The 13,893-nt window shown below is 45.6% G+C and carries 15 protein-coding genes; 5 read left to right on the top strand and 10 right to left on the bottom strand.

Annotated features, from left to right (window positions below; all coding sequences use genetic code 11):
* Nucleotides 1-162: 162 nt before the first annotated feature.
* The 4 genes from QMA41_RS23875 to QMA41_RS23860 all read left to right on the top strand — a co-directional run bounded on the left by QMA41_RS23875 (nt 163) and on the right by QMA41_RS23860 (nt 5,047).
* On the top strand, nt 163-1,131 hold the full coding sequence (locus QMA41_RS23875) for a TAXI family TRAP transporter solute-binding subunit (RefSeq protein ID WP_006963140.1): 969 nt from the start codon (nt 163-165) through the stop codon (nt 1,129-1,131).
* A gap of 228 nt (nt 1,132-1,359) precedes the next feature.
* Nucleotides 1,360-3,939, top strand: coding sequence for a TRAP transporter permease (locus QMA41_RS23870; protein ID WP_019274198.1), 2,580 nt, complete (start codon nt 1,360-1,362; stop codon nt 3,937-3,939).
* Between the two features lie 134 nt (nt 3,940-4,073).
* Nucleotides 4,074-4,511 (top strand): universal stress protein, encoded by a 438-nt coding sequence (locus QMA41_RS23865; RefSeq protein WP_006963142.1) that lies wholly within the window; start codon nt 4,074-4,076, stop codon nt 4,509-4,511.
* A gap of 143 nt (nt 4,512-4,654) precedes the next feature.
* Nucleotides 4,655-5,047, top strand: coding sequence for a DUF2061 domain-containing protein (locus tag QMA41_RS23860; protein WP_281630762.1), 393 nt, complete (start codon nt 4,655-4,657; stop codon nt 5,045-5,047).
* A gap of 6 nt (nt 5,048-5,053) precedes the next feature.
* Here QMA41_RS23860 and QMA41_RS23855 read toward each other — a convergent pair whose 3' ends face one another.
* Nucleotides 5,054-5,854 carry a hypothetical protein gene (locus QMA41_RS23855; RefSeq protein ID WP_006963144.1) on the bottom strand — a complete coding sequence of 267 codons (801 nt, stop codon included), beginning with the start codon at nt 5,852-5,854 and terminating at the stop codon, nt 5,054-5,056.
* 133 nt (nt 5,855-5,987) lie between these two features.
* A complete protein-coding gene (gene rraB, locus QMA41_RS23850; protein ID WP_006963145.1) occupies nt 5,988-6,401 on the bottom strand; it encodes a ribonuclease E inhibitor RraB in 414 nt (137 codons plus the stop codon).
* Between the two features lie 565 nt (nt 6,402-6,966).
* Here rraB and arcA point away from each other — a divergent pair.
* Nucleotides 6,967-8,196 carry an arginine deiminase gene (gene arcA, locus QMA41_RS23845; RefSeq protein WP_281630761.1) on the top strand — a complete coding sequence of 410 codons (1,230 nt, stop codon included), beginning with the start codon at nt 6,967-6,969 and terminating at the stop codon, nt 8,194-8,196.
* Nucleotides 8,197-8,338: 142 nt separating this feature from the next.
* On the opposite strand, the gene QMA41_RS23840 is transcribed toward arcA, so the two are convergent.
* The 8 genes from QMA41_RS23840 to mlaF all read right to left on the bottom strand — a co-directional run bounded on the left by QMA41_RS23840 (nt 8,339) and on the right by mlaF (nt 13,763).
* Nucleotides 8,339-9,079 carry a 1-acylglycerol-3-phosphate O-acyltransferase gene (locus QMA41_RS23840; protein WP_281630760.1) on the bottom strand — a complete coding sequence of 247 codons (741 nt, stop codon included), beginning with the start codon at nt 9,077-9,079 and terminating at the stop codon, nt 8,339-8,341.
* Between the two features lie 112 nt (nt 9,080-9,191).
* Nucleotides 9,192-10,457 carry a UDP-N-acetylglucosamine 1-carboxyvinyltransferase gene (gene murA / locus QMA41_RS23835; protein ID WP_281630759.1) on the bottom strand — a complete coding sequence of 422 codons (1,266 nt, stop codon included), beginning with the start codon at nt 10,455-10,457 and terminating at the stop codon, nt 9,192-9,194.
* 9 nt (nt 10,458-10,466) lie between these two features.
* Nucleotides 10,467-10,721: a BolA family iron metabolism protein IbaG gene (gene ibaG, locus QMA41_RS23830; protein WP_006963149.1), complete on the bottom strand. Its 255-nt coding sequence runs from the start codon at nt 10,719-10,721 to the stop codon at nt 10,467-10,469.
* Nucleotides 10,722-10,734: 13 nt separating this feature from the next.
* Nucleotides 10,735-11,043 carry a lipid asymmetry maintenance protein MlaB gene (locus QMA41_RS23825; RefSeq protein ID WP_281630758.1) on the bottom strand — a complete coding sequence of 103 codons (309 nt, stop codon included), beginning with the start codon at nt 11,041-11,043 and terminating at the stop codon, nt 10,735-10,737.
* Complete coding sequence (locus tag QMA41_RS23820; protein WP_281630757.1) at nt 11,040-11,681, bottom strand: phospholipid-binding protein MlaC; 642 nt, start codon at nt 11,679-11,681, stop codon at nt 11,040-11,042. Before QMA41_RS23820 ends, QMA41_RS23825 begins: the two co-directional genes overlap by 4 nt.
* A gap of 2 nt (nt 11,682-11,683) precedes the next feature.
* Nucleotides 11,684-12,175, bottom strand: a complete 492-nt coding sequence (gene mlaD / locus QMA41_RS23815; protein WP_006963152.1) for an outer membrane lipid asymmetry maintenance protein MlaD — start codon at nt 12,173-12,175, stop codon at nt 11,684-11,686.
* A 2-nt stretch (nt 12,176-12,177) separates the two neighbouring features.
* Nucleotides 12,178-12,969, bottom strand: coding sequence for a lipid asymmetry maintenance ABC transporter permease subunit MlaE (mlaE, locus tag QMA41_RS23810; RefSeq protein ID WP_006963153.1), 792 nt, complete (start codon nt 12,967-12,969; stop codon nt 12,178-12,180).
* Nucleotides 12,969-13,763 (bottom strand): phospholipid ABC transporter ATP-binding protein MlaF, encoded by a 795-nt coding sequence (mlaF, locus tag QMA41_RS23805; RefSeq protein ID WP_281630756.1) that lies wholly within the window; start codon nt 13,761-13,763, stop codon nt 12,969-12,971. The genes mlaE and mlaF overlap by 1 nt, the downstream gene beginning before the upstream one ends.
* Between the last annotated feature and the right edge of the window lie 130 nt (nt 13,764-13,893).

Here is a 13,893-nt window from a genome sequence, read left to right as displayed (position 1 = left end):
GCTACATTTTTTAACAATCGTGTAATTATGTGCCAATTTTTTGGTATTATTCAGCCACTTTTTCAACATACGGATTGAAAAAGATGCCGTTTCCATAATAGGAAACTCCCGTAGCGACTACACTTGCTATGGGGTTAATAATGAATAAAGGAAGGGAAATTCATGGCATTGAACAAACTTATTAAAGTTGGTGCTATTGCAGCTGCTGTAATGGGTGCTGGCGCGGTTAACGCTCAAGAGTTCATCACTATTGGTACAGGTTCTGTAACTGGTGTTTACTACCCAACTGGTGGTGCAATTTGTAAGCTGGTTAACAAAGGCCGTAAAGATCACAACATTCGTTGTTCTGTAGAATCGACAGGTGGTTCGATCTACAACGTCAACACTATCCGTGCGGGCGAACTGGACTTCGGTATCGTTCAGTCTGACTGGCAGTACCATGGTTACAACGGTACAAGTAAGTTTGCTGAACAAGGCCCGTACAAAGAGCTACGCGCAATGTTCTCTCTACACACAGAACCATTCAACATCATCGCTCGTTCTGACTCTGGTATCGAAAACGTTGCAGACCTGAAAGGCAAGCGCGTAAACATCGGTAACCCAGGTTCTGGTGACCGTGCGACTATGGGTGTAGTAATGGAAGCAATGGGCTGGACTAACGACAGCTTCAAGCTTGCTTCTGAGCTAAAAGGTTCTGAGCGTTCACAAGCCTTGTGTGACAACAAAATCGACGCGTTCGTTTATGTTGTTGGCCATCCAAACGGATCAATCAAAGAAGCAACCACTTCATGTGATGCGAAGCTAGTATCAGCGACTGGAGCGAAAATAGATGAAATCGTTGCCGACAACCCATACTACGCATTCAGTACAGTTCCAGCGGGCATGTACCGTGGTACAGATAAAGACGTAAACAGCTTTGGTGTTGCCGCTACTATGGTAACTACAACAAACGTTTCTGACGAAGTTGCTTACAACGTTGCAAAATCTGTATTCGAGAACTTCGATACCTTTAAGCGTCTGCACCCTGCGTTTGCAAACCTTAAGAAAGAAGACATGGTGAAAGCTGGTCTTTCTATCCCTCTACACCCAGGTGCTGAGAAATACTACAAAGAAGTAGGTCTACTTAAGTAACCTCTCTTTGTTCACCAGGGAGATCACAATCTCCTTGGTGCATCAAGCTCTAAGGTATTGAGCAATAACGTATTATTTGGAGTTTCACATTTTTGAAACTCCTCTTTATTTCTATCTATCAAAAACTTACGACCGAGCAATATTTCATCCTTTCACTAAACTGAAAGATGCAAAATCAGGTTCTGACAATCATAAAAAGACAGGCCATTTATAATAAGGATTAAGTACATGTCGAAGACAACATCTCCGTCTCAAGACGTGCAAGAAATGGTAGCTCAAGCCGACACAGGTGCCCGTGCCCCGTTGGGGATTCCTGGCCGCATCTTATGGTTTGTGCCCCTATGTTGGTCATTATTCCAACTTTGGTACGCATCCCCTCTGCCGTTCATATTTAATTTTGGCGTACTCAACGACACTGAAGCACGTTCGATACATTTGATGTTTGCCGTGTTCCTAGCGTTTACCGCTTACCCCGCTCTGAAAACTTCTCCTCGTGATCGAATCCCTGCTCTGGATTGGCTACTGGCGTTAGCCGGCAGTTTCTCCGCTGCTTATATCTATATTTTCTACACCGAGCTGGCTGGCCGCTCAGGTGCTCCAACAACATTTGACATTGTGGTTGCAGTTATAGGAATGGTGCTCCTACTGGAAGCTACACGTCGTGCACTGGGTCCACCGCTGATGGTTGTTGCTGCAGTATTCTTGCTGTACACCTTTGGCGGTCCGTACATGCCGGATGTTATCGCACACAAAGGAGCAAGTCTGAACAAGGCAATGTCTCACCTATGGCTAACAACGGAAGGCGTATTTGGTGTTGCATTAGGCGTTTCGACATCATTCGTATTCCTGTTTGTACTGTTTGGTGCAATGCTAGAACGTGCTGGTGCAGGCGCGTACTTCATTAAAGTCGCTTTCTCTCTACTCGGCCATATGAAAGGTGGCCCAGCGAAAGCGGCTGTTGTGGCATCAGGTTTGTCAGGTCTGGTTTCAGGCTCTTCAATTGCTAACGTTGTGACCACTGGTACCTTCACTATCCCACTAATGAAACGTGTCGGTTTCCCAGGAACAAAAGCAGGTGCAGTAGAAGTTGCCGCTTCAACCAACGGTCAGTTAACGCCACCTATCATGGGCGCAGCAGCGTTCCTGATGGTTGAATATGTGGGTATCTCGTATGTAGAGGTGATTAAAGCCGCGATTCTTCCAGCTCTAATTTCATACATCGCGCTAATTTACATCGTCCACTTAGAAGCCTGTAAAGCGGGTATGACAGGCCTTCCGCGTCGTCATAATCCGACACTAATTGCGAGCTTGCTGTCATTCACTGGCACCATTCTCGGCTTGTGTGTCATTAGTGCTGCGGTGTACTACGGTATTGGTTGGACGAAAGACGTCTTCGGTGATGCCGCTACACCAATCGTCACCGTTGCGCTACTTCTATCTTACGTCGGTTTGGTCAATATCTCGGCCAAATATGCCAAAGAAGGGGCGATTGAGATAGATGCTGAACTGACTGAAGTACCAGATCCAGGTCCAACAATTAAATCGGGCTTGCACTACCTGCTGCCAATCGTGGTACTGGTGTGGTGTTTAACCGTCGAACGTTTTTCTCCAGGTTTATCTGCGTTCTGGGCAACAGTATTCATGATCTTTATCCTGATTACTCAACGTCCTCTCATGGCCGTACTTTCTAAACAAGGATCGATTGCTGAACAAACCAAAGAAGGCTTTGTTGATTTGCTAGAAAGCCTAGTCTCGGGTGCACGTAACATGATCGGTATCGGTGTTGCCACTGCGGCGGCTGGTACGGTTGTTGGCGTTGTCACACTCACGGGTATCGGTCTAGTGATGACGGACTTCGTTGAGTTTATCTCGGGCGGTAACATTATCCTGATGCTACTGTTTACCGCTGTGATCAGTCTTATATTAGGTATGGGTCTGCCGACAACCGCAAACTACATCGTAGTATCTACACTGATGGCACCCGTTATCGTGACGTTGGGTGCACAAAGCGGCTTGATTATCCCTCTAATCGCCGTTCACTTGTTTGTGTTCTACTTCGGTATTCTGGCAGACGATACACCTCCAGTTGGTTTGGCTGCTTTTGCAGCAGCGGCGATCGCAAAGTCGGACCCAATTCGAACGGGTATTCAAGGCTTCACCTACGATATTCGTACTGCCATCTTGCCATTTATGTTCATCTTCAATACTCAGCTTCTTTTGATGGGTATTGATAGTTGGTGGCATTTGTTGCTCACGATCATATCTTCCGTCATCGCAATGCTGATATTCTCTGCAGCAACACAAGGCTGGTGGTTTACTAAGAACAAGTGGTGGGAAACGGTTCTGCTCTTGGTTCTGACGTTTACTTTCTTCCGCCCTGGTTTCTGGTGGGATCAAATTTACCCAGCCAAAGTACTTCACCCAGGTACAGAGATCGCGCAAATCACTGAACAGCTGCCAGTTGGTCAAGAGATTGAGCTTCTTGTTGCGGGTGAAAACCTTGAAGGCGATTTCATCTCGAAGACCGTCCGACTGCCATTCGAGGACAGCGCAAAGTCCGCTGAAGATCGTATCTCATCTATGGGTCTGATGCTAAATAACAGCAATGGCCGTATGTTGGTAGATATGGTCGAGTTCGGTAGCCCAGCAGAAGCAGCTGGTGTTGATTTCGACTGGGAAATTCGCTCGGTTGTAGTGGATGCAGATCGACCAATGAAAGAGTGGGTCTTCGTTCCTGCACTGTTACTGCTCATCGGTCTAGGTATGAACCAGAGAAGACGAGCTCGTAAGGACGAACTGAGCGCGTAACTTAGTTAGCCTCGCTCCATAGAAGGAAGTGAGGCTACACTTATACTAAACCACTTAAACCTAGTGGATTTGGTATTAACTAAGGATGCACATCTCAGCCATTTCCATGGTTGTGACTGAATAGAGAGCTATCGATGTATAAGCAAATTCTTGTTCCTGTCGATCTGAACGACAAAGGCTTTTCTGATAAAGCACTTGAGCTGGCTGTCTGGCACGCCAAGCACTCCAATGCTCAAGTTCATCTTCTAAACGTATTACCAGGTATTCACATGTCAATGGTTGCGACCTACTTTCCAAAGGATGCCGCAGCAAAAATGAAAAACGACGTTGAGAATCAGCTGAAACAGTTCGCTGTCCAGCACATTCCTGAAGAAGTCGTCTATAAAGCGCACGTAGCCGAAGGCAAAGCGTACGCGACTATTCTCGACTATGCGGAAAAGCTTGGTGCCGACCTGATTGTGATGCCAAGCCATAAACGTTCTAAACTGGATAAAGTGGTATTAGGTTCCGTCGCCAGTAAAGTGGTTCAGAACTCACCCATCAATGTCCTGGTGGTAAAACCGCAAGGTTAAGTGGATTGAATAAAGACAAAAGGCGCTCAATTGAGCGCCTTTTTAATAGTTACTAACGATTGATATTATAGTTTCAATCGAATTTAACTAATGATAATAATTATCAATAATGATCCTATTAACACCAAAGACTGGATCACATCATGAAAAAGACACTAACCTTTGCTGCTATTCACTTCACAATCGCGTTCACGGTCGCGTATCTATTCACGGGTGATATCTTGATCGGTAGTCTGATTGCCATGATCGAACCTATGGTGAACACTGTTGCGTTTTATTTTCATGAACGAGTTTGGCAAGCCTCACCCCAGTTGAAAAAACGTGAGAACGCTACAGCCCTGAAAACCACTAGCTTTGCCGTTGTACACTTTAGTGTGGCGTTCAGTGTGGCTTATCTTTTGACAGGGAGCTGGTTAGTCGGTGGCGTTATGGCCGCGATTGAACCAAGTATCAATACTCTCGCCTACTATTTCCATGAGCGAGTGTGGCAGCGTAAACAAAGCCCGCTATTTCCACAGCAAGCTGCTCATGTTTGAAAACCACTACACCGGGAAATGGGTCACGCAGAGATCTTCACTCAGCCCGATATTAAATTTCTGCGTTTGACCATCCAACATCACTTCTAGCTGATACAGATCATTAGGATCAGGCTGACTAGCATCGAAATAGATCGGCGCTTCGACCTGGAATAGAGCGCTCGCATGATCATTTCGTACATCAATAGGCAGGTGATACGTCATTCCATTAAACTTAACTGAAGCAGAAATCAGCCCAGGTGAGTATGTTTTGTAGTGAAGATCGACCATAAACTCACAACCACCGCCGTGATGCCAGATCTGCTCGGTTACAACATGATCTAAACGCACATGGCGAATAAACTGTAAGTAAGGCTCTTTCCAGATACCCACTCGTGAATCAAACTTTTGGTGAGGTTGTTCACCTAAAGGACAAATATCCAGCCTGTCTTCTTCAAATAGAAGTTCTTCTTCCTCTTCAAGAAATAGGATCTCAAAACGATTTCGACCTAACTGCATGTAAGGGCGAATGTCCTTTTTGTATTCCACCTGTGAGCCATCACAATCAAACAACGCGATACCATTAAGTCGCACTTCAGCATGGTAATCTACGCCACCGAGCACCAAGTCAACGGCTGGGAACGCCAGCATCGCCTCGTCAACTTCAATATCATGCATCAAGTGCCACTCTTGCTCCGCAATCTCTTGTTCGGACAATGTATCGGGTAGCCGCGCGCTCAACGCTGCAGGGAAAGTAATGTCATCCTGAGGAACAGAAAGGTCAGTAAGCGGAGAGATCTGCCATAAGCCTGCGAGTGATAGCTGCATGTTTCCCTTATTAAAATTGCGCTAGATCAAGTTTGGGTGATTATAAAGAATCGTCTGAATGAAAGATACTTATCCCTCGACGAATTACAGCGACAAAAAAACCAGCCTTTGGGCTGGTTTCTTCAACAACTCGTTACTCTTCGTCGTCATCTTCTTCTGGGTACAGCGCATCTTCGCCTTCGTAGTAAGTACCCCATCCGTCGTAGATGATGTCGTATTTCTCTGCAAGGTGAATTAGCTTCTCTACTTGAGCATCAATCGCTTCTGCATCAAGAGCGGATTCCATTGTGGCGTCACAACACAGCAGTTTGTTGCCATCTTCATCTTCTGTTTCTTCAGCTTCCAATACTTCAAAGCCCATTTTAAACGCTTCAACAACGGCTTTTTCCAGCGTATCGAAATCTTCTGCAAACAGGTGATGTTCAATTTCATACAGCGCATCTGGATCACTGCCATCTTCACGTAAGGCTTGGATGATCTCGCGAGTCTCTTCCTTTTGAATCTCAATTAATTCTTCAACTGATAGATATTCGTCTTCATGAGACATAAGTCGGCTCCAGATAGTGACAACATTGATCGATTTTTACCGCAACGGAATATCGCATGGATCCAGCGAAATTACTACCCGCAATCCATTCGGATCGTCATCTTTATTGAGGCAATCATTAACGATCTCACCGGATCCAGCTCACAACATCGGAAACTTAACATTTTTTTATCATCAGCGTGATTCAGAATTATCTGTGGTCGTCGATCACAGTTTCCTCCCCTTAGTTATGCGTTTTTATTTTTCATCACTGCATATCTTAGGAAAAATGAGATCTGCATAGAAATATACCTTTCTGCCATCAGCTGGCAAAGTTGTGAATAGCTATGCTGAATTCAATTTTAATTTGTCAAAATTCTTCTTATAGCGTGGCGAATAGAGTCGCAATGTCAGTGCACATATTTTACAGTTGAATTTTCAGTTATAAAATTTACCAAAAACTAAATTAATGGAATTTAAAACCACAAATATAACAAAAACCAGTTTTTGAACCCAACATTATCGCTTGCATCTTGATAACAACCTTGTCATAAATACGCACTGGATATTATTGTAAGGACGCAAAATGAGTAAGTTGTACGTAGGCTCAGAAGTAGGCCAGTTAAGACGTGTATTGTTAGCCCGACCAGAGCGAGCGTTAACCCACCTCACCCCTTCGAACTGCCATGAGCTACTGTTTGACGATGTTCTTGCTGTGGAAGCAGCAGGTGAAGAACATGATCAGTTTGCACAAACTCTGACAAATCAGGGCGTCGAAGTATTACTACTTCACGACCTCCTAGTAGAGACCTTGGCAGTGAAAGAAGCCAAGGAGTGGTTACTGGATACTCAGATTTCTGACTTCCGCTACGGCCCGACGTTTGCTCGCGACCTACGTCATTACTTATCGGATATGGATAATGAGCATTTAGCAACAATCTTGCTCGGTGGCCTAGCTTATTCAGAGCTGCCAATACAGTCTTCGTCAATGTTACCTAAGATGCATCGTCCGCTAGACTTTGTTATCGAGCCACTACCAAACCATCTCTTCACTCGTGACACTTCATGTTGGGTTTACGGCGGTGTTTCTCTTAACCCGATGATGAAACCAGCACGTCAACGTGAGACAAACCATCTACGAGCGATTTATCGCTGGCACCCAGTATTTGCAGGGCAAAATTTCATCAAATACTTTGGTGATGATGACCTGCATTATGACAATGCCAATATTGAAGGTGGCGATGTATTAGTAATCGGTAAAGGTGCAGTGTTGGTCGGTATGTCTGAACGTACGACGGCACAAGGTGTTGAGAACTTAGCGGCAAACCTATTTAAGAATGGTCAAGCAAAAGAAGTGATTGCCATCGATTTGCCAAAACACCGTTCTTGCATGCACTTGGATACGGTCATGACCCATATGGATATTGACACTTTCTCCGTTTACCCAGAGATCATGCGTAAAGACCTTGATACATGGCGCCTGACTCCTAAAGGAGACAGCGAAGACGGTGAAATGAAAGTCGAGCAAGTCCCAAGCTATACTCATGCGATTGAAGAAGCACTTGGTGTCGATTACCTCAAGATCATCACAACAGGCGGTGACAACTATGAGGCAGAGCGCGAACAGTGGAATGATGCGAACAATGTCCTCACTGTGAAGCCAGGTGTAGTGATTGGTTATGAACGCAACGTCTACACTAACGAGAAGTACGACAAAGCTGGTATTGAGGTTTTGACCATTCCAGGTAATGAACTGGGCCGCGGGCGCGGTGGTGCTCGTTGTATGAGCTGCCCAATTGAGCGTGACGATATCTAGTTCTACATAACAAAAAGATACTGAGAGGGCTGGCGTTTTTACGCCAGCCCTCTTTTTTCTGATCTAAAAAATGATTATCACCAGAGACAAAAAAGCCCCAGTCTATACTGAGGCTCAATTTAGTTATTTCATTTACTAGAAGTTAAGCTTTTACGCCCGCTTGCTGATTGAGCATTGCTACTTCTTTATCCAGAGATTCGAGCTTATCTTTCATCTGTTCACGACATAAATTTGCCAGCTCGCGGATGTTTTCCTTACCGTATTGTTCGGTACTGATAGGTGGCAGCATTTCGACAATCACATGGCCGTTATTCCAGCGGTTGAGCTTAAGCCCACTGGTTGAGCTGCAGACAATAGGAACGACAGGCAGCTTAGCGCCAATCGCAGCATGGAACGCGCCCGTCTTAAACGGCAATAAGCCACGACCACGTGAACGGGTTCCTTCTGGGAACATCCACACAGAAACGTCACTTTGATTCATGCTGTCGACCACCTGATCAATCGTCCCTTTCGCTTTAGAACGGTTAGCACGATCAATCAGAATGTTGCCCGTCAGCCAGTAAAGCTGACCAAACAGCGGCATCCACGCCAAGCTCTTTTTACCGACCGTGACAACTTTTGGCGTCACAGCAGAAGAAACGGTAAACAAATCCCAGTTGTTCTGGTGGTTAGCAATATAAATATGCTGACCACGTTTGTATGCGTCCTCTGGTAAACGCAGTTCCAATGTGATGCCAAATACACGTGACATCTTGCCAAACAGGCGACCAAAGGTAAAAACGTGTTTTGGGTTACGCGGACTCAGTAAACAATAGCCGCATCCAAACACAAACATCACAATTGCAAAAATCGCGACAGCTAATACACGTAGTAGTGCAATCATTGGTTGTTCTCCAAGAACAAAACAGTCAATAACATATGCCCCAGACTCTAACTGATCTAGCGCTCATAAAAAAGCCGAAACTCTCGTTTCGGCTTACAAATGTTAGCTGAGGTTAGTGAGAGTCTCGAAAGCGCTCTATATTGGCCCCGAGAGCCGACAGTTTGTCTTCAATTTTATCGTAGCCACGATCAATGTGGTAAATACGATCAACAATTGTCTCACCATTCGCAATACAGCCTGCAATAACTAAGCTCGCTGAAGCACGTAGATCCGTCGCCATCACTTGGGCACCGCTAAGTTCTTCTACGTCACCACAAATCACAGTGTTGCCTTCGATTTCAGCTTTAGCGCCCATACGCATTAATTCAGGTACGTGCATAAAACGGTTTTCGAAAATGGTTTCGGTGATCACACCACCACCTTTCGCCATCAGATTAAGCAGAGTGAACTGAGCCTGCATATCTGTCGGGAATCCTGGGTGTGGCGCCGTACGCACTGTCACCGCTTTCAGCTCGCGATCTGTCATGTCGACAGAAATCCAGTCTTCGCCTGTCTCAACTTTCGCACCAGCTTCTTCCAGCTTAGCTAGCACTGCTTCAAGGAGTTGAGCCTTAGTATTGCGACACACAACTTTACCGCCAGAAACGGCAGCAGCGACAAGGAAAGTCCCTGTCTCAATGCGGTCAGCAACGACAGCATGTTGACCACCACCAAGACGCTCTACGCCTTCGATGATGATAGTGTCCGTCCCAGCACCAGAAATCTTAGCACCAAGCGTATTCAGGAATTCCGCCGTATCAACAATTTCTGGCTCACGCGCAGCGTTATCCAGCACTGTCTTACCTTCAGCCAAAGTCGCAGCACACATAATTGTAATCGTTGCGCCTACACTGACCTTATCCATTACGATGTGCGCACCTTTCAGACGACCATCAACGTTAGCTTTAACGTAGCCATCTTCGAGTGTGATTGTGGCACCTAGCTGTTCTAGGCCATGGATGTGTAGATCCACAGGACGCGCACCGATGGCGCAACCGCCAGGTAAAGAGACTTGACCTTGACCAAAACGCGCTACTAGTGGACCTAATGCCCAGATAGATGCACGCATGGTTTTAACTAAATCATAAGGAGCGCAATATTCATTAATACTGCTCGGGTCAACGTGTACAGAACCATTACGTTCTACTTTGGCACCTAGACGCTTGAGCAATTCCATCGTCGTGTCGATATCACGCAGATGCGGCACGTTGGCTACTTCAACGGGCTCTTCCGCTAAAATAGACGCGAAAAGAATTGGCAATGCTGCATTTTTCGCACCAGAGATTGTGACTTCACCAGCCAGAGGTTGCTTTGACCCTTTTACTCGAAACTTATCCATCATTAACCCTTACAGTGACATCAACTTCTTATCACGCGCCCACTCTTCTGGAGAGTAAGCTTTAATGGACACAGCATGGATGTCATTTCTTTGGATATATTCCATCAATGGAGCGTAAATCAGTTGTTGCTTCTTAACGCGGCTCATTCCTTCGAAACTAGCATCAACAGCGACCACTTCATAATGGCTGCCTTCACCTTTAACGTGTAGCTCTTCCAGGTTAAGTGCTTCTTCTAAAATCTGTTGTACTTTTGCGCTATCCACAATTCACCCCTGTTTAATTCTTTAAATGCCCGTCGATAAACTCTTCGACATTACTCAACTGAAATAAAGTTAGCAGTTGTTTTGGCACGAAGCTGAGCATTATATGACAGTTTTGCTTTTTTGCATGCTCTAATAGATGAATTAACATAACCATACCTGCTGAATCGACTCTTTCGACCTGTTCTAGGCTGATTTCAATCGTCGAGCTGGTCACCTTCCAGTTACATAATGAGCGCCATAAGGCGGGTACCGAATCTCTATCCAGCGCGCCAGTAATTTGGTAGTGGCCGTCAGACACACTTAGCCATTGTTTGGCACTCATTTCTCTTTACCTTCAAAACGAATTGGCTGTGCAGCGAGATCTTCCAAATCTTTCGCTACCGCAAGAATACCTTCCTGACGTAACTTGCCACTCCATTCAGACTGTTTGCTTGATAAAAGGCTGATGCCCTCTGCAATCATATCAAACGCCTTCCACTCACCACTTTTTTTGTCCTTACGGAGTTTAAACTCAAGTTTGATGTTTGGGCGTGGCGCATCGATGATTTCAACCTTAACGCCTGTAATGCTTTTCTTAGGACTGGATTTTGGCTCTGGACCAAATTTAATGTTCTGATTGGTGTATTGAGTCAATACCTGAGCATAAGAACTCACCAAATAAGCACGAAACGCTTCAATGAACTTACCAACATCCTCTCGCTTTGCCCCTTTCAGGTTAGGGCCTAATAGCTTAAGGGCCGCGTATTTTTCATTGACGTATGGCATCAGCTCCTCTTCGACAATCACTTTGAGATAGTCTGGGTCCTGGTGCACTTTATCTTGTTCAGCTTTCAATCTGGCAAACGCCTGTTCAGACACCTGCTTCATCATCTGGTAAGGCTGGGTTTTATCTATTTGAGCCGCAGAAGCGGTAAACGACAGAGCAAATGTCACCAAAGTGAGTACTAACTTTTTCAACATGATTATTCCTCTTCTTTAGCCGAATCAGAACCGCCGACGCTGTACAGCACCTGACCGATCAAATCTTCCAATACGAGAGCGGATTTAGTGTCTTCAATATAGTCACCCTCCACCAGCATTTGCTCATCATCAAAAACAAAGCCCGGAGTTAAGCCAATGTACTGCTCACCAATAAGGCCAGAAGTTAAGATCTTAACACTGGAGGTTTCTGGAAATTGGTCATACTGACTGCCAATCGCCATCGTCACGACAGGTAGCAAGTTTTCTGTATCCAAGCCAATATCCGTCACTCGTCCAACAACGACACCGCCTACTTTCACTGGCGAGCGGACTTTAAGGCTGCCGATGTTATCGAACTCTGCTTTCAGTGAGTAAGTATCATTTGAGCCAATGCCCTTTACGTCAGCGACTTGAAAAATCATCACCAGAATTGCGCAAATTCCAGCAAGGACAAAACTGCCGACCCATAATTCAATTTTTCTTGTTTGTTGCATACTTAGTTCCCAAACATCAATGCAGTCAGTACAAAGTCTAAACCAAGTACCGCCAATGAAGAGTGTACGACTGTGCGTGTCGTTGCCCGGCTGATACCTTCCGAGGTCGGAATCGCATCATAGCCATTAAACAGTGCTATCCAAGTTACAGTAATGGCAAACACCAAGCTCTTAATCATGCTGTTGCCAATATCTTGGCCCAATTCGACGGAGGCTTGCATCGCGGACCAGAAGCTACCGTGATCAATGCCTTTCCAATCCACACCAACCAACTGGCCTCCCCAAATGCCGACAGCCATAAAAATCATGGCCAGCATTGGCATGGAAATCACACCAGCCCAGAAACGTGGCGCAATAACTCGTTTTAGTGGGTCGACAGCCATCATTTCCATACTCGATAGCTGCTCTGTCGCTTTCATCAGACCGATTTCAGCCGTCAACGCAGAACCTGCACGACCAGCAAATAGCAAAGCTGTCACCACAGGTCCAAGTTCACGTAAAAGTGACAAGGCGACCATTTGACCCAATGCGCCTTCTGCCCCGAAGTCGACCAGAATGACATAACCTTGCAGGCTCAATACCATGCCAATAAATAAGCCGGACAGCACAATAATGATCAGGGACTGAACTCCAACGCTGTAGAGTTGCTTCACCAGCAAAGGTAAATTTTGGATTGGGCGTGGACGAGAGGCCAGCGCACCAAATAGCATTAAGCTGGCACGGCCAAACGACTCGCAGACACCCATCGCTCTGCGCCCTGTCGATGCGACAAAATTCGCGAAGTCAGACAACATCAGAATAACTCCTTCGCAATAGGTTGAGCAGGATAACGAAATGGTACTGGGCCATCCGCATCTCCTTTAAGAAATTGTTGGACCTGAGGGTCAGGGTTATCACGCAATTCTTGTGGCGAGCCTTTGGCTATGATTTTACCGTTAGCCAGAATATAGACCCAATCAGCGATACTCATCACTTCAGGGACATCATGAGAGACCACAATAGAGGTGACATCGAGAGCTTGGTTCAGGTTACGTATAAGCTCCACCAACACTCCCATGGTAATCGGGTCCTGCCCCACAAAAGGTTCATCGTACATAATGAGTTCAGGATCAAGCGCGATAGCACGTGCTAATGCTGCTCGGCGAGCCATACCGCCAGACAATTCGCTTGGCATCAACTGAGAAGCGCCACGAAGCCCGACCGCCTCTAATTTGAGTAGCACTAAGGTTCGGATAAGCTCTTCGTTTAAATCGGTATGCTCATGAAGAGGGAAAGCTACGTTGTCAAAAACGTTAAGATCAGTAAATAGCGCTCCAGACTGGAACAACATACTCATCTTTTTACGTTCTTTATATAGCTGCTTGCGGCTGAGTGACGGAATATTCTTGCCATCAAACAATACTTCCCCTCGCTCAGGGTATAGCTGACCACCAATCAGGCGCAGCAAAGTCGTCTTACCTATGCCCGAAGGCCCCATAATGGCGGTGATCTTACCTTTCGGCACATGCAAGCTGACATCGTCGAAGATCTTTCTTTCTCCACGAGAAAACGTCAGATTATTAACGGTTACGAGATCGGATGAGGACATGGTAAACCCTGCCATAGCTTATTGAATGGGCAATCATAAGCACATTGTGTGAAAATTAAAAGCACTGTTCAATTAATTATGGCTGACATTTATTTAAATGAAGTCTGTTTCATTCTAAAAGTCTAATACG

It is taken from the genome of Vibrio sp. St2 (genome assembly GCF_947311885.1).
Taxonomy (GTDB): domain Bacteria; phylum Pseudomonadota; class Gammaproteobacteria; order Enterobacterales; family Vibrionaceae; genus Vibrio; species Vibrio coralliilyticus.
This window is presented reverse-complemented; position numbering and strand designations above follow the sequence as displayed.

Excerpts from the sequence above, each read along its gene's own strand:
- mlaD (WP_006963152.1), bottom strand. The coding sequence starts at position 12,175 with ATGCAACAAACAAGAAAAATTGAATTATGGGTCGGCAGTTTTGTCCTT.
- QMA41_RS23860 (WP_281630762.1), top strand. The coding sequence starts at position 4,655 with ATGAAAAAGACACTAACCTTTGCTGCTATTCACTTCACAATCGCGTTC.
- arcA (WP_281630761.1), top strand. The coding sequence starts at position 6,967 with ATGAGTAAGTTGTACGTAGGCTCAGAAGTAGGCCAGTTAAGACGTGTA.
- QMA41_RS23840 (WP_281630760.1), bottom strand. The coding sequence starts at position 9,079 with ATGATTGCACTACTACGTGTATTAGCTGTCGCGATTTTTGCAATTGTG.
- QMA41_RS23855 (WP_006963144.1), bottom strand. The coding sequence starts at position 5,854 with ATGCAGCTATCACTCGCAGGCTTATGGCAGATCTCTCCGCTTACTGAC.
- QMA41_RS23865 (WP_006963142.1), top strand. The coding sequence starts at position 4,074 with ATGTATAAGCAAATTCTTGTTCCTGTCGATCTGAACGACAAAGGCTTT.
- rraB (WP_006963145.1), bottom strand. The coding sequence starts at position 6,401 with ATGTCTCATGAAGACGAATATCTATCAGTTGAAGAATTAATTGAGATT.
- mlaE (WP_006963153.1), bottom strand. The coding sequence starts at position 12,969 with ATGTTGTCTGACTTCGCGAATTTTGTCGCATCGACAGGGCGCAGAGCG.
- QMA41_RS23875 (WP_006963140.1), top strand. The coding sequence starts at position 163 with ATGGCATTGAACAAACTTATTAAAGTTGGTGCTATTGCAGCTGCTGTA.
- mlaF (WP_281630756.1), bottom strand. The coding sequence starts at position 13,763 with ATGTCCTCATCCGATCTCGTAACCGTTAATAATCTGACGTTTTCTCGT.
- QMA41_RS23825 (WP_281630758.1), bottom strand. The coding sequence starts at position 11,043 with ATGAGTGCCAAACAATGGCTAAGTGTGTCTGACGGCCACTACCAAATT.
- QMA41_RS23820 (WP_281630757.1), bottom strand. The coding sequence starts at position 11,681 with ATGTTGAAAAAGTTAGTACTCACTTTGGTGACATTTGCTCTGTCGTTT.
- murA (WP_281630759.1), bottom strand. The coding sequence starts at position 10,457 with ATGGATAAGTTTCGAGTAAAAGGGTCAAAGCAACCTCTGGCTGGTGAA.
- QMA41_RS23870 (WP_019274198.1), top strand. The coding sequence starts at position 1,360 with ATGTCGAAGACAACATCTCCGTCTCAAGACGTGCAAGAAATGGTAGCT.